Annotated in this window: 26 protein-coding genes; 15 read left to right on the forward strand and 11 right to left on the reverse strand. The window is 69.8% G+C overall.

Annotated features, from left to right (window positions below):
* Positions 1–67 precede the first annotated feature (67 nt).
* The 9 genes from ACEXOR_RS12590 to ACEXOR_RS12630 are packed head-to-tail and all read left to right on the forward strand — an operon-like array spanning position 68 to position 7,595.
* Positions 68–1,210: an ABC transporter substrate-binding protein gene (locus ACEXOR_RS12590; protein ID WP_374850010.1), complete on the forward strand. Its 1,143-nt coding sequence runs from the start codon at positions 68–70 to the stop codon at positions 1,208–1,210.
* Entirely contained in the window at positions 1,207–2,154 is a 948-nt protein-coding gene (locus ACEXOR_RS12595; protein WP_374850011.1) for an ABC transporter permease, read from the forward strand. The genes ACEXOR_RS12590 and ACEXOR_RS12595 overlap by 4 nt, the downstream gene beginning before the upstream one ends.
* Positions 2,151–3,026 (forward strand): ABC transporter permease, encoded by an 876-nt coding sequence (locus tag ACEXOR_RS12600; RefSeq protein WP_374850012.1) that lies wholly within the window; start codon positions 2,151–2,153, stop codon positions 3,024–3,026. The genes ACEXOR_RS12595 and ACEXOR_RS12600 overlap by 4 nt, the downstream gene beginning before the upstream one ends.
* Positions 3,023–4,120: an ABC transporter ATP-binding protein gene (locus tag ACEXOR_RS12605; protein WP_374850013.1), complete on the forward strand. Its 1,098-nt coding sequence runs from the start codon at positions 3,023–3,025 to the stop codon at positions 4,118–4,120. Before ACEXOR_RS12600 ends, ACEXOR_RS12605 begins: the two co-directional genes overlap by 4 nt.
* A gap of 54 nt (positions 4,121–4,174) precedes the next feature.
* Positions 4,175–5,392 carry an AI-2E family transporter gene (locus ACEXOR_RS12610; RefSeq protein WP_374850014.1) on the forward strand — a complete coding sequence of 406 codons (1,218 nt, stop codon included), beginning with the start codon at positions 4,175–4,177 and terminating at the stop codon, positions 5,390–5,392.
* A complete protein-coding gene (gene ilvA, locus ACEXOR_RS12615) occupies positions 5,385–6,629 on the forward strand; it encodes a threonine ammonia-lyase (RefSeq protein ID WP_374850015.1) in 1,245 nt (414 codons plus the stop codon). Before ACEXOR_RS12610 ends, ilvA begins: the two co-directional genes overlap by 8 nt.
* A gap of 46 nt (positions 6,630–6,675) precedes the next feature.
* Positions 6,676–7,047: a hypothetical protein gene (locus tag ACEXOR_RS12620; RefSeq protein ID WP_374850016.1), complete on the forward strand. Its 372-nt coding sequence runs from the start codon at positions 6,676–6,678 to the stop codon at positions 7,045–7,047.
* Complete coding sequence (locus tag ACEXOR_RS12625; protein WP_374850017.1) at positions 7,025–7,180, forward strand: ACT domain-containing protein; 156 nt, start codon at positions 7,025–7,027, stop codon at positions 7,178–7,180. The genes ACEXOR_RS12620 and ACEXOR_RS12625 overlap by 23 nt, the downstream gene beginning before the upstream one ends.
* A gap of 46 nt (positions 7,181–7,226) precedes the next feature.
* A complete protein-coding gene (locus tag ACEXOR_RS12630) occupies positions 7,227–7,595 on the forward strand; it encodes a hypothetical protein (RefSeq protein WP_374850018.1) in 369 nt (122 codons plus the stop codon).
* 826 nt (positions 7,596–8,421) lie between these two features.
* Here ACEXOR_RS12630 and greA read toward each other — a convergent pair.
* Complete coding sequence (gene greA, locus ACEXOR_RS12635; protein WP_374850019.1) at positions 8,422–8,910, reverse strand: transcription elongation factor GreA; 489 nt, start codon at positions 8,908–8,910, stop codon at positions 8,422–8,424.
* Positions 8,911–8,970: 60 nt separating this feature from the next.
* Positions 8,971–9,438: a DUF4307 domain-containing protein gene (locus tag ACEXOR_RS12640; protein WP_374850020.1), complete on the reverse strand. Its 468-nt coding sequence runs from the start codon at positions 9,436–9,438 to the stop codon at positions 8,971–8,973.
* Between the two features lie 96 nt (positions 9,439–9,534).
* Between ACEXOR_RS12640 and mca the strand changes: the two genes are divergently transcribed.
* Together mca and ACEXOR_RS12650 are read left to right on the forward strand one after the other, a co-directional pair.
* Positions 9,535–10,392 (forward strand): mycothiol conjugate amidase Mca, encoded by an 858-nt coding sequence (mca, locus tag ACEXOR_RS12645; RefSeq protein WP_374850021.1) that lies wholly within the window; start codon positions 9,535–9,537, stop codon positions 10,390–10,392.
* Positions 10,389–10,685, forward strand: a complete 297-nt coding sequence (locus ACEXOR_RS12650; protein ID WP_374850022.1) for a hypothetical protein — start codon at positions 10,389–10,391, stop codon at positions 10,683–10,685. The genes mca and ACEXOR_RS12650 overlap by 4 nt, the downstream gene beginning before the upstream one ends.
* A gap of 43 nt (positions 10,686–10,728) precedes the next feature.
* Here the strand turns inward: ACEXOR_RS12650 and ACEXOR_RS12655 are convergent, their stop codons facing one another.
* From ACEXOR_RS12655 to trhA, 3 genes are read right to left on the reverse strand one after another with little or no spacing between them, the layout of a single operon-like run.
* Entirely contained in the window at positions 10,729–11,133 is a 405-nt protein-coding gene (locus ACEXOR_RS12655; protein WP_374850023.1) for a VOC family protein, read from the reverse strand.
* Between the two features lie 37 nt (positions 11,134–11,170).
* The gene (locus ACEXOR_RS12660; protein WP_374850024.1) at positions 11,171–11,596 is read right to left on the reverse strand and encodes a helix-turn-helix transcriptional regulator; all 426 of its coding nucleotides are present in this window, start codon (positions 11,594–11,596) and stop codon (positions 11,171–11,173) included.
* 13 nt (positions 11,597–11,609) lie between these two features.
* The gene (trhA, locus tag ACEXOR_RS12665) at positions 11,610–12,377 is read right to left on the reverse strand and encodes a PAQR family membrane homeostasis protein TrhA (protein WP_374850025.1); all 768 of its coding nucleotides are present in this window, start codon (positions 12,375–12,377) and stop codon (positions 11,610–11,612) included.
* Positions 12,378–12,455: 78 nt separating this feature from the next.
* On the opposite strand from trhA, the gene ACEXOR_RS12670 reads away from it, so the two are divergent.
* From ACEXOR_RS12670 to ACEXOR_RS12680, 3 genes are all read left to right on the forward strand, one after another.
* Positions 12,456–13,247, forward strand: coding sequence for an isoprenyl transferase (locus ACEXOR_RS12670; RefSeq protein WP_374850026.1), 792 nt, complete (start codon positions 12,456–12,458; stop codon positions 13,245–13,247).
* A 242-nt stretch (positions 13,248–13,489) separates the two neighbouring features.
* On the forward strand, positions 13,490–14,860 hold the full coding sequence (gene phoH2 / locus ACEXOR_RS12675) for an RNA 5'-3' helicase PhoH2 (RefSeq protein ID WP_374850027.1): 1,371 nt from the start codon (positions 13,490–13,492) through the stop codon (positions 14,858–14,860).
* A 90-nt stretch (positions 14,861–14,950) separates the two neighbouring features.
* Complete coding sequence (locus tag ACEXOR_RS12680; protein ID WP_374850028.1) at positions 14,951–15,520, forward strand: hypothetical protein; 570 nt, start codon at positions 14,951–14,953, stop codon at positions 15,518–15,520.
* A 140-nt stretch (positions 15,521–15,660) separates the two neighbouring features.
* Here ACEXOR_RS12680 and ACEXOR_RS12685 read toward each other — a convergent pair whose 3' ends face one another.
* The 5 genes from ACEXOR_RS12685 to xseA all read right to left on the reverse strand — a co-directional run bounded on the left by ACEXOR_RS12685 (position 15,661) and on the right by xseA (position 20,068).
* Positions 15,661–17,100: a class II fumarate hydratase gene (locus ACEXOR_RS12685; RefSeq protein WP_374850029.1), complete on the reverse strand. Its 1,440-nt coding sequence runs from the start codon at positions 17,098–17,100 to the stop codon at positions 15,661–15,663.
* A gap of 101 nt (positions 17,101–17,201) precedes the next feature.
* On the reverse strand, positions 17,202–17,804 hold the full coding sequence (locus ACEXOR_RS12690) for a carbonic anhydrase (protein WP_374850191.1): 603 nt from the start codon (positions 17,802–17,804) through the stop codon (positions 17,202–17,204).
* A gap of 47 nt (positions 17,805–17,851) precedes the next feature.
* The gene (locus ACEXOR_RS12695) at positions 17,852–18,514 is read right to left on the reverse strand and encodes a DUF4245 domain-containing protein (protein ID WP_374850030.1); all 663 of its coding nucleotides are present in this window, start codon (positions 18,512–18,514) and stop codon (positions 17,852–17,854) included.
* Between the two features lie 4 nt (positions 18,515–18,518).
* The gene (locus ACEXOR_RS12700; RefSeq protein ID WP_374850031.1) at positions 18,519–18,740 is read right to left on the reverse strand and encodes an exodeoxyribonuclease VII small subunit; all 222 of its coding nucleotides are present in this window, start codon (positions 18,738–18,740) and stop codon (positions 18,519–18,521) included.
* 71 nt (positions 18,741–18,811) lie between these two features.
* Positions 18,812–20,068 (reverse strand): exodeoxyribonuclease VII large subunit, encoded by a 1,257-nt coding sequence (gene xseA / locus ACEXOR_RS12705; RefSeq protein ID WP_374850032.1) that lies wholly within the window; start codon positions 20,066–20,068, stop codon positions 18,812–18,814.
* Between the two features lie 84 nt (positions 20,069–20,152).
* Between xseA and ACEXOR_RS12710 the strand changes: the two genes are divergently transcribed.
* Positions 20,153–21,187 (forward strand): 4-hydroxy-3-methylbut-2-enyl diphosphate reductase, encoded by a 1,035-nt coding sequence (locus ACEXOR_RS12710; protein WP_374850193.1) that lies wholly within the window; start codon positions 20,153–20,155, stop codon positions 21,185–21,187.
* A 24-nt stretch (positions 21,188–21,211) separates the two neighbouring features.
* On the opposite strand, the gene ACEXOR_RS12715 is transcribed toward ACEXOR_RS12710, so the two are convergent.
* Positions 21,212–21,838: a DUF6264 family protein gene (locus ACEXOR_RS12715; protein ID WP_374850033.1), complete on the reverse strand. Its 627-nt coding sequence runs from the start codon at positions 21,836–21,838 to the stop codon at positions 21,212–21,214.
* Positions 21,839–21,955: the final 117 nt, after the last annotated feature.

The raw sequence follows: 21,955 nt of genomic DNA on the forward strand, positions 1-21,955 counted from the left end.
CTCGCCGGTGCCGCAACAGCCCGACAACAGCCCGGGCGGCCGGCCGCCGACACGATGGAGGACACTCTTGCTCACCAAGCGCTTCGCGATCGCCGGCACGGCCATCGCCGCTGCTCTCGCCCTGGGACTCGCCGGTTGCTCGGCCGACGCCTCCGCCTCGGACTCCGGTTCGGGCGACGCCGTCGACGCCAAGACCGCCACCAACCTCGACGCCTTCGGCGGACTTGAGGGCCTCGAGGCCGCAGCCAAGGCCGAGGGCTCGCTGAACGTGATCGCCCTGCCGCGCGACTGGGCCAACTACGGTGCCGTGCTCGACGCCTTCGCCGAGAAGTACCCCGAGATCACCATCAACGAGGCCACCCCCGACGCGTCCAGCGCCGAGGAGATCCAGGCCGCCAAGAACCTCGCCGGCCAGGACACCGCCCCCGACGTGTTCGACGTGGGCGCCGCGGTCGCGCTCGCCAACACCGACCAGTTCGCGCCGTACCAGGTGTCGACCTGGGCCGACATCCCGGATGCGCTCAAGGAGCAGTCGGGACTCTGGGTGGGCGACTACGGCGGGTACATGGCCATCGGTTACGACCCCGACGCCGTTCCGGAGCCGAAGAGCCTCGACGACCTGCTCGGCGCCGACTACAAGGGCAAGGTGGCCATCAACGGCGACCCGACCCAGGCCGGTGCGGCCTTCGCGGCCGTGGGCCTCGCCGCGGTGCAGAACGGCGGATCGGTCGACGACTTCCAGCCCGGCATCGACTTCTTCTCCGACCTGCAGAAGGCCGGCAACTTCGTGAAGATCGACCCGACCCCCGCGACCATCGCGAGCGGTGAGACCCCCGTCGTCTTCGACTGGGACTACCTGAACCTGGGCTACGGCAAAGACCTCGAGGGCCAGCGCAACTGGAAGGTCACCATCCTCCCGGGCACCGGCTACGCGGGCTACTACAACCAGGCCGTGAACGTCGACGCGCCGCACCCCGCCGCCGCCCGCCTCTGGCAGGAGTTCCTCTACAGCGACGAGGCCCAGAACCTCTGGCTCGCCGGCGGCGCCCGCCCCGTGCGCGCCGAGGCCATGGCCGAGGCCGGCACGATCGACGAGAACCTCTTCAAGGCGCTCCCCACCGTGCCCGGTGAGACCGTCGTGCCCGACGCCGACCAGGCTGCGGCCGCCTCGGCGCTGCTCGGTGAGAAGTGGGCGTCGGCGGTTCAGTGACCGACCTGCTCTCGCCGGCCGTGCCGGCGCCGGACCCCGGGGCGACCTCGTCGCCCCGGGGCTCCCGGGCGCCTCAGGGGCCCGGGCGGTTCTCGTCGTTGATCAACGGCAGCGTGTTCGGACTCGTGCCGTTTACGGCCTACATCGTGCTATTCCTCGCCCTGCCGACCGTGATCGCGGTGGGTACCGGCCTCTTCGACGGTGACGGCGCCTTCACCCTCGACAACCTGGCCGCCCTCGGCGACCCGGTCATCCTGAACACCTTCGGCAACTCGCTCTGGCTCTCGGCGCTCACGGCCGTGATCGGCGCGCTCCTCGGCGCCCTGTTCTGCTACGCCCTGATCGGCGCGAAGCCCACGGGCGCGTTGCGCTCCATCGTCGACTCCGCGAGCGGTGTGCTCGCCCAGTTCGGCGGCGTGATGCTCGCGTTCGCCTTCGTGGCCACCATCGGCATCCAGGGCACGGTCACCGTGCTGCTGCGCGACCGGCTCGGAGTCGACATCTTCGCGAACGGCGTGTGGCTCTACGACGTGCCCGGGCTCATCCTGCCGTACATCTACTTCCAGGTTCCGCTGATGATCATCACCTTCGCTCCCGCTCTGGAGAGCCTCAAACCCCAGTGGGCCGAGGCCACCGCCATGCTCGGGGGGAGCATCGGCAGCTACTGGCGGCACATCGGCATCCCGGTGCTGCTGCCCTCGTTCCTCGGCAGTCTGCTGCTGTTGTTCGCGAACGCGTTCTCATCGTTCGCGACCGCCGCCGCGCTCACCAGCCAGGGGTCGCAGATCGTGCCGCTGCAGATCCGCAGCGCCCTCACCAGCGAGACCGTGCTCGGCCACGAGAACCTCGCCGGGGCGCTCGCCCTCGGGATGATCGTGGTGATGGTGGTCGTGATGACCCTCTACTCCCTGCTCATGCGCCGTGCCGCGAGGTGGGTGCGATGAGCGGCGGCTCCGTCGTTCCGGGCGTGCACCCCGGGCCCTCGCGGCTGGTGCGCTGGGTGATCGTGGGCGTGATCTCCCTGGTCTTCCTCATCCCCATCGCCTCGATGCTCGAGTTCACCCTGCGCGGCGGACTCGCGGGCGGCTACACGCTCGACCGCTGGGCGAAGCTGTTCGGTGCCGACGGTGGGCTCACGGGCGAGTACAAGCCCATCGTCACCGGTCTCGGCAACTCCCTGCTGCTGGCCGTGGTGACCGTGGCGGTCATGCTGGTGCTGCTCGTTCCGACCATGGTGCTCGTGCGCATCCGGTTCCCGGCTCTGCAGCGGGTGCTGGAGTTCGTGTGCCTGCTGCCCATCACCATTCCCGCGATCGTGCTCGTGGTGGGGCTGGCGCCGGTCTACTCGGTGATCGCCCGACTGTTCGGCAGCGGGGTGTGGACGCTGGGCTTCGCCTACGGCGTGATCGTGCTGCCGTACGCCTACCGCGCCATCCAGGCGAACCTGGCCGCGATCGACGTGGTGACGCTGAGCGAGGCGGCGCGGTCGCTCGGCGCGGGGTGGGCCACCATCCTCTTCCGCGTGGTGGTGCCGAACCTGCGTCGCGGGCTCCTGGCCGCCGCGTTCATCTCGGTGGCCGTGGTGCTCGGCGAGTTCACGATCGCGGCGCTGCTGAACCGGGTGAACCTGCAGACGGCGCTCGTGGTCGTCTCGAAGGCCGACCCGTACATCGCCGTGATCATCGCGCTGATCGCGTTGCTGTTCGCGTTCCTCCTGCTGCTGGTGATCGGCCGGATCGGCGGCGCGCCCACGGGCGGCCGCACCCGTGCCGCTCCGAAACCTCGCCGCACCCCGTCACAGAAAGCAGTCCGATGACCCTCTCACCCGCACGCACCGCCACCGGGAGCGGTGCACCCGCACCCGCCCGCCGAACCGGCTCGCGCGTCGAACTCCGCGGCATCGTGAAGGAGTTCCCGGGCGGGGCCCGCGCGCTCGACGGCATCGACCTCGTGATCGAACCGGGGGAGCTCGTGGCGCTGCTCGGCCCGTCGGGCTGCGGCAAGACCACCGCCCTCCGCGTTCTGGCGGGCCTCGAGACCGCCACCGAGGGCACCGTGCTCATCGACGACAAAGACGTCTCGTGCCTGCCGGCTCGCTCCCGCGACATCGGCATGGTCTTCCAGTCGTACTCGCTCTTCCCGCACATGACCGCGGCCGCCAACGTCGAGTTCGGGCTCCGGATGCAGAAGGTCGGCGCCGACGAACGCCGCCTGCGTGCCGGCGATGCCCTCGAGATGGTGGGGCTCGGCGGCTACGGCGGGCGCTACGCGCACGAGCTCTCCGGCGGCCAGCAGCAGCGCGTCGCCCTGGCGCGCGCCCTCGTCACCGAGCCGCGCGTGCTGCTGCTCGACGAGCCGCTCTCCGCGCTCGACGCCCGGGTGCGGGTGCAGCTGCGCGACGAGATCCGCCGCATCCAGCAGGATTTCGGCATCACCACCGTGTTCGTCACCCACGACCAGGAAGAGGCCCTCGCGGCCGCCGACCGCGTGGCCGTGATGCGCGCGGGCGACATCGAGCAGATCGGTGCGCCGAACGAGATCTACTCGCACGCGGCCACACCCTTCGTGGCCGAGTTCGTGGGGTCGAGCAACCGGATGCGCGGCACCGTCACGAACGGCGAGATCGACCTCGGCGTGGTGCGACTGCCGCTGGTCGACACCGCGCAGCCCGGGGGAGACGCCGTGGCCTTCGTGCGGCCGGAGCACATCAGCTTCGCCACCGGAGACCTTGCCGCGGGAGTCCCGGCGGAGGTCGTCTCCTCGAGCTTCCTCGGCTCGTTCCGCCGAACGGTCGTCGCACTGGAGGACGGCACCGTGCTCACCGTGCAGCATCCCGCGGGCGAGGTGCCCGAGGTCGACGGGCGCGTGCTGCTGTCGTTCGAGCGGGTGGCGGTCGCCGTCTCCCGCTGAGCGCATCCCGGCGCATGCGGGCGCGCGCATACAACCGCTCTTAGACTGACCCGTATGGCCGACAGAGAACCGGGCAGAACCCGGCGCGATCCGCTCGACTCCGTGCCGCTCGGCATGCAGATCGCGGGTGCCTGGTCGTGGCGCGTGCTGGTGGTGCTCGGGGTGCTGGCGGTGCTGGTGTTCCTCATCATCCAGCTGCGGCTGCTCGTCATCCCGCTGATGCTCGCGGTGGTGCTCTCGGCGCTGCTGGTGCCGTTCAAGAACTTCCTGGTGCGGCATCGCTGGCCCACCTGGCTGGCGGTCACGACCGCCGAGCTCGGCACCCTGCTCGTGGTGGCGGGGCTGATCTTCCTGGTGGCCACGCAGGTCTCCTCGGGCTTCGCCGACCTGCGCAGCCAGTCGATGAACTCCTACCAGGAGCTCAAGACCTTCCTGGCCGACGGCCCGCTGAAGATCTCCGAGTCCGACTTCAACGGCTACGTGTCGCAGATCTGGGAGGCCGTGCAGCAAGACGGCCAGGTGCTCGTCTCGGGGGCGGCGGCCGTCGGGTCGGGCATCGGCCACGTGCTGGCCGGCGTGCTGCTCACCCTGTTCGCCACGCTGTTCATCCTCATCGACGGCAAGGGCATCTGGGCCTGGGTCGTGCGCCTGTTCCCGCGGCGGGCCCGTGCGGCCACCGACGGCGCCGGTCGCACCGGCTGGCAGACCCTGCAGAACTTCGTCAAGGTGCAGATCCTGGTGGCGTCCATCGACGCCCTCGGCATCGGCATCGGAGCCGCCATCCTGCAGCTGCCGCTGGCCATCCCCATCGCGGTGCTGGTGTTCCTGGGGTCGTTCATCCCGATCATCGGCGCGGTGCTCACCGGAGCGGTCGCCGTGTTCATCGCCTTGGTCTACAACGGCTGGGTGGTCGCGCTGATCATGCTGGGCATCGTGCTGCTCGTGCAGCAGGTCGAGGGACACGTGCTGCAGCCGTTCATCATGGGAACCGCGGTGCGCGTGCATCCGCTCGCCGTGGTGATGGCCGTGGCCGGAGGGTCGATGGTGGCGGGCATCGCCGGCGCCTTCTTCGCGGTGCCCGTGGTGGCGACGCTGAACGTGATGGTGAACTACGTCGCCGGGGGCACGTGGCGAGACGGCGCGGCCCTCGTGCCCGCGGGCGCGGGGTCGCCGCTGCCCTCGTCTACTCCGGCCGCCTCCTCTCCGGCCCCCTCCTCTCCGGCCGCGGCCGACTCCGCGCCCCACCCGAAGGATCCCGATACCGATGACTGATTCCACCACGCAGCTCGCGTACCCCTCGCTCGCCGACATCGAGCGGGCCCGCGTCCGCGTGTCGAAGGTCGCCCAGGTCACGCCCATGGAGAGCTCGCGCTTCCTCGCCGAGGTGATCGGGTCGCCCGTGTACCTCAAGTGCGAGAACCTCCAGCGCACCGGCTCCTACAAGATCCGCGGCGCCTACAACCGCATCTCGGCACTCTCCGACGACGAGAAGCAGCGCGGTGTGGTGGCCGCCTCCGCGGGCAACCACGCCCAGGGCGTCGCCTTCGCCGCGCGCGAGCTCGGCATCAAGGCCACCATCTTCATGCCCATCGGTGTGCCGCTGCCCAAGCTCCAGGCCACCCGCAACTACGGAGCCGACGTGGTGCTGCGCGGCCACTCGGTCGAGGAGGCCCTGCGCGCCGCCGCCGAGTTCTCGCAGGCCACCGGTGCCGTGGTCATCCCGCCGTTCGACCACATCGACGTGGTGATGGGCCAGGCCACGCTCGGGCTCGAGATCCTCGACCAGGTTCCGGATGTCGACACCCTCGTCGTGCCAATCGGCGGCGGCGGTCTCATCGCCGGCATCGCGAGCGCGGTGAAGCAGCGGGCCGAGCAGCTCGGGCGACCCATCCGCATCGTGGGGGTGCAGGCCGAGAACGCCGCCGCCTACCCGCCCTCCCTCGCGGCGGGGGAGCCGCTCGCCATCGTGACGACGCCCACCATCGCCGACGGCATCCACGTGGCCAAGCCCGGCATCCTGAACTTCTCGATCATCAGCGAGCTGGTCGACGAGGTGGTGACGGTCTCCGAGGCCGACACCGCCCGCGCGCTGCTGCTGCTGCTCGAGCGCGCGAAGCAGGTCGTGGAGCCGGCCGGCGCCGTGGGCGTGGCGGCCATGCTGGCGGGCAAGGTGACGAACGCGGGCACCACGGTCACGGTGCTCTCGGGCGGCAACATCGACCCGCTGCTCATGCAGCGTGTCATCAGTCACGGGCTGGCGGCGAGCGACCGCTACCTCAAGCTGCGCATCATGCTGCCCGACCGCCCGGGCCAGCTGGCGCGCACCGCCGAACTCGTGGCCGAGGCGAACGCGAACGTGGTGGAGGTGCAGCACACCCGCCATGGCAAGGGCCTGCAGATCAGCCAGGTGGAGCTCGAACTGCACATCGAGACCCGCGGCCCCGAGCACCGCGACCAGGTCGTGGCCAAGCTCCGCGACGCCGGCTTCGAGGTGCGCGTCGAGGAGTAGGAACTACTCCTCACACCCTCGCGCGCGCGGGCGGTGGGATGGTCGCATGACAACCCTGAAGCGACGCCTCGCCATCCTGTCCCTGTCAGCCCTGGCAACCGTCGCCACGGTCGCGGTCCCGGCCGCAGCCCACGCCGAGATGACCGATCCTCCCATCTGTGTCGAATCTCCGTACGGAGGCTGCCAGTCCGGCCCGCTCGGCAACGGCACGGGAGGAGGCGGCTGGGGCCCGTGGGGTCCCGGTGGCCCCCTGGACTTCTATTCGGTCTCGCAGCAGACAGCGAACGGCTTCACCGCGTGGTTCTTCGACCGGCGCGACGGGATAGCGATGGCTGATTCAGATGCGGTGCTGCTCAAATACACCTACAACTTCGACTTCTGCTCGCGACTGCCAGGTGACGGTGTCATCTGCTTCTGAAGACGACGGAAAGGGTCTGCAGATCAGCCAGGTGAAGCTCGAACTGCACATCGAGACCCGTGGCCCCGAGCACCGCGACCAGGTCTTGGCGAAGCTCCGTGACGCGGGCTTCGAGGTGCGCGTCGAGGAGTAGAAATTACTCCTCACGCCGTCGCCCGTGTGGCCGGTGGGATGGTCGTATGTCAACCCTCAAGCGACGCCTCGCGATCCTGTTCCTTTCAGCTCTGGCAACCGTCGCCACGGTCGCAGTCCCGGCTGCGGCCCACGCCGAGATGACCGATCCTCCCGCCTGTGTCGAATCTCCGTACGGAGGCTGTCAGTCCGGCCCGCTCGGCAACGGCACGGGAGGTTCCGGCTGGGGCCCGTGGGTCCCCGGCGGCCCCCTCGACTTCTACTCGGTTTCCCAACAGACCGCGAACGGCCTGACCGCGTGGTTCTTCGATCGGCGCGACGGAATTCCGATGACCCACTCAGACGCCGTGCTGTTGAAGTACACCTACAACTTCAATTCCTGCGGGGAACTCATGGGCAGTGTGATTTGCCTTTAGGACAACCCACCCCACGACGGTGGGCCACACCAAGTCGTCCATCTCACCTAGCGGAGGAGAATCGGGCCTTCGAGGCTATATACGCCTCAAAGGCGCGATTCCCCTCCCGAAGGAACGAGCGAGCCGGCCGTTGAAGGTCTCGACGGTCATCGCTGTGCCGAGCGGGACGGCCGCACCATCTGAGTCAGCGATGGCGACAACGCGACTTCTGCCGCCCCGCCCGTCAGCTGCTACAGAGACCATCGTTGACCTCGATCGGGGTGGCCCGGCCGGTAGACACGTTGCGGACCGGTTGGTCGGAGGTACCAGCCGGCTTGCGCACGCGACCAGGTCGTGGCCGAGCTCCACGACTCCGGCTTCGAGGAGTAGAAACTACTCCTCACACCAGGCCAGAGTCTTCTGGTCAAAATTGCACCATGAAATCTCTGACGCGGCGCTTTGCCATGCTTTCTCTTCCCGCCCTCGCACTCCTTAGCGCAGTCGCATTACCGGCGGCGGCACATGCCGAGATGACCGATCCTCCAGCCTGCGTCGAATCGCCCTATGGTGGCTGCCAGAATGGCCCCAACGGCAACGGTGTGGGCGGGTCGTGGGGGACTGATCCCGTTCAGACGTGTTACACCCGAGACTACGTCATCATCTGCGAGTAGAGGGCGTGTCCGGGCACACCCACACATCCCGCGCCGAGACGTCAGCGTTTCTCGACCATCCGGGCGGTGCGCAGCAGCTGCGCAAACCTCCATCTATGTTCGGCGCGCAACTCTCAACACCGAAGAGCCCGGCTTGATCAAGCGATCACGCCGGGGTCGTTTCGCGGGCCGGAGGGTCAGCCGTTGAAGGTCTCGACGTTGGTGATCTCGACCGGGATGGGGCGGCCGTTGGGCGCCGTGTACGTGGTCGACTCGCCGATCTTGAGCCCCATGATGGCCGTGCCGAGCGGGCTCTGCTCGCTGTAGACGTCGAGGTCGGCGTTGCCCGCGATCTCGCGGCTGCCGAGCAGGAACCGCTCCTCGCCGCCCGCGACGAGCGCCGTCACGATCACGCCGGGCTCGACCTCGCCGTGGCTCTCGCGCTTCTCGCCCACCTGGGCGGTGCGCAGCAGCTGAGTGAGCTGACGGATGCGGGCCTCCATCTTGCCCTGCTCGTCCTTGGCCGCGTGGTAGCCGCCGTTCTCCTTGAGGTCGCCCTCCTCGCGGGCCATCTCGATGCGCTTGGCGATCTCGATGCGCCCCGGGCCGCTGAGCTCCTCGAGCTCGTTCGTGAGCCGGTCGAAGGCCTCCTGGGTGAGCCAGGTGATCTGCGTGTCTTCAGCCATCGGATTTCTCCCTCGAACATGCATACGCCCGAGCCACCCGGCCCGGACGATCAGGAAAGACTATGTGAGCCAGCAGCTGGAAATCAAACCCGTCGAGGCCAGTTCGCTGGTGCGCACGATCTCGCTGAACGAGCGGGTTGGCGTCTCGGACGCGGGAAGGTCGATCACCTTCCACCCCACCACCGCGAACCTGTCGTTCAGCGCCTGCACCACGCAGCTGCCGGTCGAGCCGGTGGGGATGGTGACGTCGAACTCCACCCGCACGCTCCGGTCGTCGAGCACCTCGTGCGCCGTGTCCTGCGTGCCGATCGACGCGCTCGTGCCGTCGAGCCCTGCCCAGATCACCCACACCAGCACCACGACGCCCACCCCGGCGCCGGCCACCCAGGCCAGCAGCCGGCCGCCGAGGCGACGGCGGGCGGTGCGGCCGTAGCGCTCCGCGATCAGCGGCGACTCGGCGGCGGCGGGCGCGGGCCGCGGGGCGCGGCCGTCCTCCAGCTCCTCGTCGGTACTGGCGTCGGTGCTCACGCGGTGATCTCCCTGGCGGAACGATTAGTCTTGATACGGCCTGAAACAAGGCTAATCGCAATCGACGAGGAGTTGAGACCACTGACGCTTCGCCTCATGGCCGTGCACGCGCATCCCGACGACGAGTCGAGCAAGGGCGCCGCCACCTACGCCTACTACCTCGACCGCGGTGTCGAGGTGATGGTGGTGAGCTGCACGGGCGGCGAGCGCGGCTCGGTGCTGAACGAGGGCCTCGAGCCCCGCATCCGGGCCGAACGCGACATGGCGGGTCTACGCCGTCTCGAGATGGCGGCGGCGCAGGATGCGGTGGGCTTCGAGCACCGCTGGCTCGGCTACGCCGACTCCGGCTACGTCGAGCCCGGTTCGGGCGACGCCCTGCCGGTGAACTCGTTCGGGGTCATCCCCGTGGAGACGTCGGCGGCGCCGCTGGTGAAGGCGGTGCGCGAGTTCCGCCCGCACGTGCTCATCACCTACGACGAGATCGGCGGCTATCCGCACGCCGACCACATCCGCTGCCACGAGATCTCGATGCGCGCCTGGCAGACCGCGGGCGACCCCACTGCCTACCCCGACGCCGGCCCGGCCTGGCAGGTCTCCAAGCTCTACTACGACCGCATCATGAACCCCGACAAGTTCGAGGCCGTCGCCAAGGCGCTCGAGGAGGAGGAGCCCGAGCATCCTTTCCTCGCCCAGGTCGCCGAGATGCGGGAGCGCATGAAAGACCGGCCGAGTTACCCGGTCGTCCAGATCCCGGCCGGCGACTTCTTCGACGTGCGCGACCGCGCGCTGCGGGCCCATGCCAGCCAGGTCGCTCCCGACCACCCCTTCTTCTTCTGGCCGAACGACCTGCAGCGCCGGGCCTGGCCGTATGAGGACTTCCAGCTGATCGAGGCGCGGGTGAGCGTTCCGCATGCGGAGACCGACCTGTTCGACGGGATCGAGGACACCGAATGACCACCGCGAGCATCCTGTCGGGCCTTCACGGCCTCGCCGTTCTGGCAGACGAGCAGACGCCCGACCCCGACAGCGTCACACCCGGAATCGTCGGCTTCATCGTCACGTTCCTGATCGCGGTCGCGACCCTGCTGCTGGTCATCGACATGGTGCGCCGGGTGCGCCGCGTGAACTACCGCGCGCAGGTGCGCGAGGAGCTCGAGGCCGAGCTCGCCGCCAAGGAGGCCGCCGGCGAGGGCCCAGTCGCTCCCTCCGGCGACCGCCCGGGCGAGGACGCACCGCCCCGAGCCTGAGCCCTGCGGGGTGTGAGGCCCGCACGGCTCCGTGCGGCCACGGTCAGGCCTGGCTGATGCGCACCATGTTGCCGGCCGGGTCACGGAACGCCGCATCCTTCACGCCCCAGAACTGATCGGTCGGCTCCTGCACGATCTCGGCGTTGCCGGCCGCCCGCACCCTCTCGAAGGTGGCGTCGAGGTCGTCGGTGCGGAACAGGATGCCCGGCAGTTCGCCCTTGGCCAGCAATGCTGCCAGGGTCGCGCCGTCCTCCGCCGAGCGGCCCGCTCCGGGCTCCGAGATCACGATCTCGATGTCGGGCTGCGATTCGGTGACCAGGGTGATCCAGCGGTAGCCGTCGTTGGCCACCTCGCTGCGCACCTCGAGTCCTAAGGTGTCGCGGTAGAAGGCGAGGGCGGCGTCGGGATCGTCGGCGAACACGTGCACGTGGCTGAGTGAGACTGTCATGGCCACGACGCTAGCGGTTGACGGTGCCGGTTGCTTCTCAGATCCTGCTCGATGCCGGCTCGCGGCGCGGACGACCGAGCACCATGGCCGCGCATCCGGGAACCACCGCGATCTCGTGGTGCTCACGGGCCCGGTAGGCGCTCGGGGTCTCGCCCACGATCTCGGTGAACCGCGCGCTGAAGGAGCCCAGACTCGTGCAACCCACCGCCACGCACACGTCGGTGACGCTGAGCTCGCCCTGGCGGAGCAGGGCCTTGGCGCGTTCGATGCGCCGGGTCATGAGGTGCGAGTATGGCGTCTCGCCGTAGACGTCGCGGAAGCGCCGGCTGAAGTGCGCGGTCGACATGAGGGCGGTGCGGGCGAGGGCGGCCACGTCGAGCGGCTGGGCGAACTCGCGGTCCATCCGGTCGCGGGCACGGCGGAGGCGGCGGAGCTCCTCGAGATCGAGGTTCGTGGTCGCCATGCCGGTTGCCCGGCTATCCGTTGAAGGGCGGTGCCACCGCGAGCAGCAGGATGGCGGTCCAGTGGCAGAGGAAGGCCACCACGGTGAGCGTGTGGAAGATCTCATGGAAGCCGAAGTGGCCGGGCACCGGGTTCGGCCGCTTGAGGGCGTAGGCGAGCGCGCCGAGCGTGTAGGCGAGACCGCCCGCTGCCACGAGCACCATGGTCACCGGATTCGCCTCGAAGATCGCGCCCAGGTAGGCCACGGCGGCCCAGCCGAGCGCGAGGTAGAGCACCACGTAGAGCCAGCGCGGCGCCCCGATCCAGAACACCCGGAAGCCGATGCCCAGAACGGCACCCGCCCACACCACCACGAGCAGCAGCGTGCCCTGTGCGGGCGGCAGCGCCAGCACCGCGATGGGGGTGTAGGTGCCGGCGATCAGCAGGAAGATGTTGGCGTGGTCGATGCGCTTGAACAGCAGCTTCGTCTTCGGCTTCCAGTCGATGCGATGGTAGAGCGCCGAGTTGCCGAACAGCAGCATCGAGGTGAGCGTGAACACGACGCTCGACCACTTGGCCGGCGCGCCCTGCGCCAGGCTGATCAGCACGATGCCGGCGACCACGGTGAACGGGAACGTCGCGGCGTGGATCCAGCCGCGCCAGGTGGGCTTCTGGTCGACCGACAGGCGCTCGGCCGGGTGCTCGATGGCATCGTCGAGCAGCGGGATGTTCGGCAGGTCAGGGCCACCGTCGGCGGTGTCTCGGGGCGTGCCGGCGGGGGAGGGTGATTCGGGCGCGGCCATGGCTCCCACATTACGCCTCGACACTGGACCGACCGGATGCGCGGGGGTCAGACGGGGGTCTCCGGGAGCGGGTAACGTATGCGTGTGCCGAATGGACAGAAGCGGGTCGCCAAGGGACTGCTCTACCGTCTCTATCAGCGGCGCATCCGCCGGCACCTCGACGGGTCGGTGCTGCCCAAGCACGTGGCCATGATCCTCGACGGCAACCGGCGCTGGGCCAAGCAGCGGTCGCTCGAGACGGCGGCGCACGGGCACCGGGCGGGGGCGGCGAAGATCCGCGAGTTCCTGGTGTGGTGCGACGACCTCGGCATCGAGGTGGTGACGCTCTACCTGCTCTCCACCGACAACCTCACCAACCGCTCGGGCCGGGAGCTCACCGAGCTGATCGAGATCATCGCCGACCTCGCCGACGACATCTCGCGCTTCCGCGACTGGCGGGTGAAGCACGTGGGCACCAACGCGGGGCTGCCCGAGCCCCTGATCGCCGCGCTCGACGGCGCGGAGGAGCGCACCGTTGGCCATGAAGGCCTGCACGTGAACCTCGCGGTGGGGTACGGCGGGCGCTCCGAGATCGCGGATGCGATCCGCAGCATCATCCAGAAGCACCGCGGGCTCGGTCACGGTCTCGACGAACTCGAGGCGTCGATCGACCAGGAGATCATCGCCGAGCACCTCTACACGGGCGGCCAGCCCGATCCCGACCTGGTCATCCGCACCTCGGGAGAGCAGCGGCTGAGCGACTTCATGCTCTGGCAGTCGGCGCACAGCGAGTTCTACTTCATGGAGGCCCTCGGCCCCGACGTGCGCGAGGTCGACTTCCTCCGCGCCCTGCGCGACTACTCGCGCCGCCAGCGCCGCTTCGGCTCCTGACCCGCGCCGAGCCCATCGGGCAGGATGCCGGTGGCCGAATTACACCCGTGTAACACGACGTTAATCTTCTGTGATGCGTGTCGTAACCTGCGCCCGCCGGATCGGGCGTAGCTTCGGATTCATCAGGCATGGCGCCTGATCGAGACGGCCACATAAGTACGTTTCGACACTCGGACTGTGGCCTGATCGCCTACTGAACCGAGCGCCTCGCGCTCGGGGTTGGAGTGGATGTGGCCGAGCCCATGACTCACAAGTCCAGCGAAACCAGCACCGGGAAGGACGCACGAAGCACCACCCGCAGCACGAGTTCGACGCACACGGCCGAGGTGACCTACGTACTGGACACCTCGGTTCTTCTGTCTGATCCGAAGGCCGTGTTCCGGTTCGCCGAGCACGCCGTGGTTCTGCCGGTGATCGTCATCACCGAACTGGAGTCCAAGCGCAACGACCCCGAGATCGGGTACTTCGCCCGGCAGGCGCTGCGCAATCTCGACGAGCTGCGCGTCAAGCACGAACGTCTCGACTTCCCCATCGCCGTCGGCACGGAGGGGGGAAGCCTCCGTGTCGAGCTCAACCACTCCAACACCTCGGTGCTGCCGTCGGGTCTGCAGCTGGGCGACAACGACACGCGCATCCTGGCGGTGGCCCAGAACCTGGCCAACGACGGGCTGAACGTCACGGTGGTGTCGAAAGACCTGCCCCTGCGCGTCAAGGCCGCGTCGATCGGCTTGGCCGCCGAGGAGTACCGCGCCGAGCTCGCGGTCGACTCGGGCTGGACCGGTCTCGACGAGATCACGCTCGGCTCCGACGAGATGGCCACGCTCTACGAAGACGAACGGCTCTCGACGCCCCTGGTGCGGGAGATGCCCGTGAACACGGGGCTCGTCATCCACTCCGACCGCGGTTCGGCTCTCGGCCGGGTCACCGGGCGGGGGAGCTTCCAGCTCGTGCGCGGCGACCGCGACGTGTTCGGCCTGCACGGTCGCTCGGCCGAGCAGCGGGTGGCCATCGACATGCTGCTCGACCCCGAGGTGGGAATCGTGTCGCTGGGAGGTCGAGCCGGAACGGGAAAGTCGGCTCTGGCCCTCTGCGCCGGCCTCGAGGCCGTGCTCGAGAAGCAGCAGCACAAGAAGATCATGGTGTTCCGGCCGCTGTACGCGGTGGGCGGCCAGGAGCTCGGCTTCCTGCCGGGCGACGCGGCCGAGAAGATGAACCCGTGGGCCCAGGCCGTGTTCGACACCCTCGGCTCGCTGGTGTCGCAGAACGTGCTCGACGAGGTGATCGACCGGGGCATGCTCGAAGTGCTGCCGCTCACGCACATCCGCGGTCGCTCGCTGCACGACGCCTTCGTGATCGTCGACGAGGCGCAGTCGCTCGAGCGCAACGTGCTGCTCACGGTGCTCTCGCGCATCGGCCAGAACTCGCGCGTGGTGCTCACGCACGACGTGGCTCAGCGCGACAACCTCCGGGTGGGCCGGCACGACGGTGTCGCCTCGGTGATCGAGACGCTGAAGGGGCACTCGTTGTTCGGGCACATCACGCTCACACGCTCGGAGCGCTCGGCCATCGCCGCCCTCGTCACCGAGATGCTGGAGTCGAACGAACTGGCCTAACCACTCCTGCACATCCTGAGTGGGGTGGCGGTTTCGCACAGTCGTGCGACCGCCACCCCGTTCGCTCTGCCCGGGCCCTAGCGTTTCAGCATGAACGCACTCCGCTCGGGGTGGGTGCTCGTGCCGCTGGGGTACCTCGCGCTGGTCAGCCTGCCGCTGGCGGTGACGGATGCCCGCACCCTCCGCCTGCCGAACACCGTCGTCGTTCCGGGGCTGCTGCTCACCGCGTGGGCCCTCGTGGGTGCACTTCTGGCCGGGCCGCCCTCGGACGCGCCGGCGGGGCCCGGCGATTGGTGGCCGGGCGCGAGCGCGGGGGCGGGTCTCGGCTGGCCGGGGGCGGGCCGGGCGACGGATGCGATGGCGGGGCTCGGCGGGGCGGCTGCGGTCGCCGCCGTGCTCGGCGCGGGGTGGGCCGCCGGCCTGGTGGGCATGGGCGACGTGAAGCTCGGTGTCTGGCTGGGCGGCGTGGCAGGGATGCTGGGCATGTCGACCCGCCCCGACGCGCTGGCCCAGGGTGCCGCCGCCGGAGCGGTGGTGGCGACGGCCCTCGTCGTGACCGCACTCGGCACCGGCGGGCCGACGGCCGCGTCGCGCATCCCACTGGGCCCGCCCGCCCTAGCGGCGTTCTGGGCCGCCACCGCCCGCCTCCTCCTGCCCTGACCACCCCCGGCCCGGGCAGTCGCCCGCGCGAACGACGGAGATCAGGGCGGCATACCGAGAACGACGGAGCCTGGCACCGTTTGCGGCGCGAGACTCCGTCGTTACCGGGGCGGGCCCGGGGCGGGCCGGGGGCGGCCGGGCTACTTCGCGGTGGGCGGCGCCGTCATCGAGAGCACGTCGAGCGCCGTGTCGAGCTGCTCGAGGGTGACCTCGCCGCGCTCCACGAAGCCGAGATCGATGACGGCCTCGCGCACGGTGATGCCGCGCGCCACCGAGTGCTTGGCGATCTTGGCGGCCGCCTCGTACCCGATCACGCGGTTCAGCGGAGTCACGATCGACGGCGACGACTCGGCCAGCGCGCGCGCCCGCTCGAGGTTGGCCTCGAGCCCCGCGACCGTCTTGTCGGCCAGCAGCACGGCGGAGTTCGACAGCAGCCGGATCGACTCCAGCAGCGCGGTTCCCATCACCGGGATGGCGACGTTCAGCTCGAACGCCCCCGAGGCGCCCGACCAGGCGATCGAGGCGTCGTTGCCGATCACGCGGGAGCACACCATCAGCACCGCCTCGGGGATGACGGGGTTGACCTTGCCGGGCATGATCGACGATCCGGGCTGCAGGTCGGGGATGTGCAGCTCGCCGATGCCCGTGTTCGGGCCCGAGCCCATCCAGCGCAGGTCGTTGCAGATCTTCGTGAGCGAGACGGCGAGCACGCGGAGCGCTCCGGATGCCTCGACCAGCGAATCGCGCGCACCCTGCGCCTCGAAGTGGTCGCGGGCCTCGGTGATGGGCAGTCCGGTCTCGTCGGCGAGCAGCGAGATCACGAGCTGCGGGAACCCGGCGGGCGTGTTGATGCCGGTGCCGACGGCCGTGCCGCCGAGGGGTACCTCGGCCACCCGGGGGAGGGCGCTCTGCACCCGCTCGATGCCGAGCCGGATCTGCATGGCGTAGCCGCCGAACTCCTGCCCGAGGGTCACGGGCGTGGCGTCCATCAGGTGCGTGCGCCCGGACTTCACGGCGGTGGCCCAGAGCACCGCCTTCTCCTCGAGCGCCTCGGCGAGGTGTTCGAGCGCGGGGATGAGCTGCTCGATCAGTGCACCGGTCACGGCGACGTGCACCGAGGTGGGGAACACGTCGTTCGACGACTGCGACGCGTTGACGTGGTCGTTCGGGTGCACCTTCGAGCCGAGCGCTGTGGTGGCGAGCGAGGCGAGCACCTCGTTCATGTTCATGTTCGACGACGTGCCGGAACCCGTCTGGTAGACGTCGATCGGGAAGTCGCCGTCGAACTCACCGGCGGCGACCCGGTCGGCCGCGGCCGCGATGGCACCGGCGATCGACTCGTCGAGCACGCCGAGGCGCGCGTTGGCGATGGCGGCGGCCTTCTTGATGCGGGCGAGGGCCGCGATCTGCGCCGGCTCGAGCCCCGCGCCCGACACCGGGAAATTCTCGACCGCACGCTGGGTCTGCGCACCGTAGAGCGCCGACACGGGCACCCGCACCTCGCCCATCGTGTCGTGCTCGATGCGGTACTCGGTACCGGCACCGGCGTCGGTCTTGGTCTCGGGAGCGTTGTCCACCACTGTGTGGTCGTCCTTTCGTCGTGACGGAGGCACCGGGGTGCCGCGTCGTTGGTGTTCGAAGTGTGAAGAGGAAGAGCGTGAAGAGAAGGGGCGAGCGGGGCTCAGATCTCGCCGATCGTCACATCGGCGACGGCGCGGCCCTCGGCCAGGCGGTAGTTCGCCCCGACCACGGCCAATCTACCGTCCGCCACCGCGGCGGAGATGATCTCCGACTGCTCGATCAACTGGCGCACGGTGTCGCGGAGATGGGCCTTGCCCACCAGCCCCGCATCCGGTGCCGACAGCAGCGAACCGTCGTCGGCGCGCTCGGTGGGCACCTCGTCGATGGCCGGCACGATCTGCGACACCAGCGACTGGATGTGCCGGGGCAACGGCGCCGCATCCGGCAGCTGGGAGTCGATGGCGGCGCGCACCGCACCGCACTCGTCGTGCCCGAGCACCACGATCAGCGACACCCCGAGCACCTCGACGGCGTACTCCAGGCTGCCCAGCACCGACTCCGAGATCACCTGGCCGGCGTTGCGCACCACGAACAGGTCGCCGAGGCCGAGGTCGAAGATGATCTCGGCGGCGAGGCGCGAGTCGCTGCAGCCGAAGAGGGCGGCGCGCGGGGTCTGCAGATGGGCGAGCTCGGCGCGGGTCTCCACGTCTTGGCGCGGGTGCTTCGGGGTGCCGGCCACGAAGCGCTCGTTGCCACGCGTCATGGTGGCCCACACGCGGGCGGGTGCAGAAGGACTGTTCGAGGGATCGGTCACCGGCTGGCCTCCTCAGGCTGCTCGAGAACATTGGCTGCGATGGCCGTGGCCACCTGTTCGATCTCGTCGGGATCGGCCGAGCCGAACACGACGTAGGTGCTGGCGCCCGACTCCGCGGTGAGGGCGTACTCGGCGTTGCCCACCTCATCGGTCGTGCGGGCGCGGTTGTCGTACACCGTCCACTCCACACCGTCGAGGGTGACGACTCCGGATGCGAGACCCCTGGCCACCTGATCGGCCAGCCAGGTGGGGTTCGCGTCGATCGCCTGGCTGAGCCCCACGTACTGGTCGGTGGGGGAGATCAGCCCGATGTACCAGGAGACCACGCCGTCGGCCGTGCCGGAGCGCAGCTCGGCCGCGTTCGACGTCCACTCGGCGGGCAGGTCGGGAACCGCGAGCGGCACGGGCATGGACGCCTGGGCGCTCACGGCGACCTGCCGGTAGTCGACGTCGGCGAGCATCGACTGCTCGGGCCGCGGCACCACGATGATGATGGCCGCCACGAGACCCACCGAGACGAGCAGGGCGTAGAGGAGGTTGCGCAGGGTCTTGCGGTCGCGGTAGAGGCGCGACTGCTCCGCCTTGCGGGCGGCGGTCTCCTCGGGCGTCTCGGGGCGGCCGAGTTCGGCCACCTCGCGGGGTTCGGTGCTCTTGGCCACGCGGCTACTCGCCCGCCGTGCCGCTGCGGGCGGCGTCGAGCCGCTCTCGGGCACCGATCAGCCACTGCTCGCAGCGGGCCGCCAGTGCCTCGCCGCGCTCCCACAGGGCGAGCGACTGCTCGAGCGTGGCCGAGCCCTGCTCGAGTTCGCCGACCACGCGGATGAGCTCGTCGCGCGCCTGCTCGTAACTGAGGGCCTGGACGTCGGGGGAGGGCGTGGTTGCCATGGGTCAATCCTATCGATCTGGGGTGCGGGGAGAGCCTGGGAGGCGGTGGCCGGGACGGCCCGCCTGAGGCGTCATCCCCCGGCGGCGGGGCCCGACGAGACGGCGTCGAGCGCGCCCTCGGCCACGGTGACGGTGAGCGCGGTGCCGGCCGGCGCATCCGTCGCCGCGCGCACGATGTGACCGCTGTTCGGGCCGGTGACGGATTGCACGATGGCGTAGCCGCGGTCGAGGGTGCGCTGCGGCGAGAGCGCCCGCACGTGGGCGACGAGTTCGCGCACCCGGTCGGTCTCGCGCTCGATCACGCGGCCGACGAGTTCTTCGCCGCGGGCCACGAATCGGGTGAGGTCTTCGGAGCGGGTGTCGATCATCCACGCCGGGTTCGCCATCACCGGGCGCGACCTGATCTGGCCGAGCCGGTCGACCTCGACCGACACCAGGTGGGCGACGCGGCCTCGGATGCGCGTGCGGGCCTGGTCGACCCGGGTCAGCTCCTCCGTGACGTCGGGAACGACGCGCTTCGCGGCATCCGTCGGCGTCGACGCACGCAGGTCGGCCACGAGATCGAGCAAAGGGCTGTCGGCCTCGTGCCCGATGGCGCTCACGACGGGGGTGCTTGCGGCGGCGGCGGCCCGGACGACCGCTTCGTCGCTGAAGCCGAGCAGGTTCTGGAAGTCGCCGCCACCGCGGGCCACGATGATGACGTCGACCTCGGGGTCGGCGTCGAGCTGCTGCAGGGCGGCCACCACCTCACGGGCGGTGCGATCGCCCTGCACCGCGGCGTGCACCACCCGGAACCTCACCGAGGGCCACCGCAGCTGCGCGTTGCGCAGCACGTCTTTCTCGGCATCGCTGTCTTTGCCGGTGATCAGCCCGATGGTGCCCGGCAGGAACGGCAGCGGCTTCTTGCGGTCACGATCGAACAGGCCTTCGGCGGCGAGCTGAACGCGGAGCCGCTCCAGGCGCTCGAGCAGATCGCCGAGGCCGACGTGCCGCATCTCGAACACCTGCATCGACAGGGTGCCGCCGCGCAGCCAGTAGCTCGGCTTGATGAGGGCGATCACCCGGTCGCCCTGCTTGAGGTCGGCGGGCAGCTTCGACTTCACCGACGACCAGATGGTGAACCCCACGGTGGCGTCTCCGGTGAGATCTTTGAGCTTGCCGTAGACGTTGCCGCCCGAGACGCCCCACTGGGTGATCTCGCCCTCGACCCACGCCGTGCCGAGTCGCTCGATGTAGCCCTTGATCTTCTGGGCGAGCTCGCCCACGGGCCACGGGTTCTCGAGCGTCGGCGGGCCGGAGGTGAACGCCGGGGCCGAAGAGTCTGACACGTGCGGTTCTCTCCTTCAGGCCTTCGTACAGTTCTGCCCGCGTAGACTCGCAGGGTGAGCAATGCGACGACCATCAGCCTGCCGATGCCGAGGATTCCCGGCCTACGCAACAGGCTAGAGGATAACCCCGTGACCGGTCACAAGCGCGTCCTGCTCGCCGCCCCTCGAGGGTACTGTGCAGGAGTAGACCGCGCGGTGGTGGCTGTGGAGAAGGCTCTCGAGAACTTCGGCTCGCCCGTGTACGTGCGCAAGCAGATCGTGCACAACAAGCACGTCGTCTCGACGCTGGAGAAGCGCGGCGCCATCTTCGTGGAGGAGATCGACGAGGTGCCCGAGGGGGCCCACGTGGTGTTCTCGGCGCACGGGGTGTCCCCGGCCGTGGTGCAGGGCGCGAGCGATCGTGGCCTCCAGGCCATCGATGCCACCTGCCCGCTGGTCACCAAGGTGCACCGCGAGGCCGTCCGGTTCGCCCGTGACGATTTCGAGATCCTCCTCATCGGCCACGAGGGCCACGAGGAGGTCGAGGGCACCGCCGGTGAGGCCCCCGAGCACATCACGCTGGTCGGCAGCCCGGATGCGGTGGCCGACATCGAGGTCAAGGACCCCGACAAGGTGGTGTGGCTCTCGCAGACCACCCTCTCGGTCGACGAGACCATGGAGACGGTGCGCAGGCTGCGCGAGAAGTTCCCGAACCTGCAGGATCCGCCGTCGGACGACATCTGCTACGCCACCCAGAACCGCCAGGTGGCCATCAAGAAGGTGGCGCAGAACGCCGATCTCGTGATCGTGGTGGGCTCGGCCAACTCATCCAACTCGGTTCGCCTGGTGGAGGTCGCGCTCGAGTACGGCGCGAAGGCCGCCTACCGGGTCGACTACGCCCACGAGGTGAAGCAGGAGTGGCTCGACGGCGTCGAGACGGTCGGGGTCACCTCAGGCGCCTCGGTTCCCGAGGTGCTCGTGCAGGAGCTGCTCGACGAGCTGGCGGGTGCCGGCTACGGCGACATCGAGACCGTGCAGACGGCCGAGGAGGACCTGGTCTTCTCACTGCCGAAGGAGCTCCGCCGCGACACCGCGGGCAAGCGCGACGAGCGCGCCCTGGGTGGCCGCCACCGCTCCTAGCGGCCACGGCCCGGGCACACCCCGCTACGGCGTGGGCGTCGGGAACGTCGAGAGTGCGTCGAGCAGCTCGGGCGCCTGCGAGAACGCGATCGCCACGCACACGCAGGTGAGCAGGAACGACACCACCGCGCCGATGATCGGCACGAAGAACGCCAGCTTCTGCGACCGGATGCGACGGATCGACCACCACACGGTGGCCGCCAGCAGCAGCACGTGCAGCACCGCGCCGGTGACGCCGGTGATGCGGGTGACCTCGTTGGCCGGGTAGGCGCCGAGGCCGAAGGTGGCCCCGGCGGTGGTCATGTAGCCGTTGAGATCGAGCAGCGTCGCCACGCTCGAGCCCACCGAGAGCACGCCGAGCACGAGCAGCACGATCGTGATGTTCACGTCGACGGCGCGTTTACGGGCCGGGGCGGGCGCCGGGATGCCGGCGGGGTCGGCGTTCGCCGGGCCTCCTGAACGGGCATCCGTCGACGGTGATGCCGGACCGGCCGGAGCGGACGGCGCCGCGGGGGACACGGCAGACCGCTTCGACGACGCATCCGGAGCCGCTTCGACACCGGGGTCGGGCTCGGCCTCCTTCGGGGGCTGCCAGACCCAGCCCTCGGGGGCCAGTTCTCCGTACTTCGGCTTCGGTCGGTCGTCGGTCACGCGTCTCCTGCTGATGTCATGGTGCGATGTGCGCCCGGGCGAGCGGCGCACCGGCTCGCCCGGGCGGGTGATCGGGCGAGCGGATGACCCGCCCGCCCGAGTGGTCGATCGGTCGAG

This window comes from Herbiconiux liangxiaofengii (assembly GCF_041927335.1).
Taxonomy (GTDB): Bacteria; Actinomycetota; Actinomycetes; order Actinomycetales; family Microbacteriaceae; genus Herbiconiux; species Herbiconiux liangxiaofengii.

Bases quoted from the DNA above. Each gene is read 5' to 3' on its own strand.
- ACEXOR_RS12600 (WP_374850012.1), top strand. From the start codon at position 2,151: ATGAGCGGCGGCTCCGTCGTTCCGGGCGTGCACCCCGGGCCCTCGCGG.
- ACEXOR_RS12605 (WP_374850013.1), top strand. From the start codon at position 3,023: ATGACCCTCTCACCCGCACGCACCGCCACCGGGAGCGGTGCACCCGCA.
- ACEXOR_RS12610 (WP_374850014.1), top strand. From the start codon at position 4,175: ATGGCCGACAGAGAACCGGGCAGAACCCGGCGCGATCCGCTCGACTCC.
- ilvA (WP_374850015.1), top strand. From the start codon at position 5,385: ATGACTGATTCCACCACGCAGCTCGCGTACCCCTCGCTCGCCGACATC.
- ACEXOR_RS12620 (WP_374850016.1), top strand. From the start codon at position 6,676: ATGACAACCCTGAAGCGACGCCTCGCCATCCTGTCCCTGTCAGCCCTG.
- ACEXOR_RS12630 (WP_374850018.1), top strand. From the start codon at position 7,227: ATGTCAACCCTCAAGCGACGCCTCGCGATCCTGTTCCTTTCAGCTCTG.
- greA (WP_374850019.1), bottom strand. From the start codon at position 8,910: ATGGCTGAAGACACGCAGATCACCTGGCTCACCCAGGAGGCCTTCGAC.
- mca (WP_374850021.1), top strand. From the start codon at position 9,535: ATGGCCGTGCACGCGCATCCCGACGACGAGTCGAGCAAGGGCGCCGCC.
- ACEXOR_RS12650 (WP_374850022.1), top strand. From the start codon at position 10,389: ATGACCACCGCGAGCATCCTGTCGGGCCTTCACGGCCTCGCCGTTCTG.
- ACEXOR_RS12655 (WP_374850023.1), bottom strand. From the start codon at position 11,133: ATGACAGTCTCACTCAGCCACGTGCACGTGTTCGCCGACGATCCCGAC.
- ACEXOR_RS12660 (WP_374850024.1), bottom strand. From the start codon at position 11,596: ATGGCGACCACGAACCTCGATCTCGAGGAGCTCCGCCGCCTCCGCCGT.
- trhA (WP_374850025.1), bottom strand. From the start codon at position 12,377: ATGGCCGCGCCCGAATCACCCTCCCCCGCCGGCACGCCCCGAGACACC.
- ACEXOR_RS12670 (WP_374850026.1), top strand. From the start codon at position 12,456: ATGCGTGTGCCGAATGGACAGAAGCGGGTCGCCAAGGGACTGCTCTAC.
- phoH2 (WP_374850027.1), top strand. From the start codon at position 13,490: ATGACTCACAAGTCCAGCGAAACCAGCACCGGGAAGGACGCACGAAGC.
- ACEXOR_RS12680 (WP_374850028.1), top strand. From the start codon at position 14,951: ATGAACGCACTCCGCTCGGGGTGGGTGCTCGTGCCGCTGGGGTACCTC.
- ACEXOR_RS12690 (WP_374850191.1), bottom strand. From the start codon at position 17,804: ATGACGCGTGGCAACGAGCGCTTCGTGGCCGGCACCCCGAAGCACCCG.
- ACEXOR_RS12700 (WP_374850031.1), bottom strand. From the start codon at position 18,740: ATGGCAACCACGCCCTCCCCCGACGTCCAGGCCCTCAGTTACGAGCAG.
- ACEXOR_RS12710 (WP_374850193.1), top strand. From the start codon at position 20,153: ATGCCGAGGATTCCCGGCCTACGCAACAGGCTAGAGGATAACCCCGTG.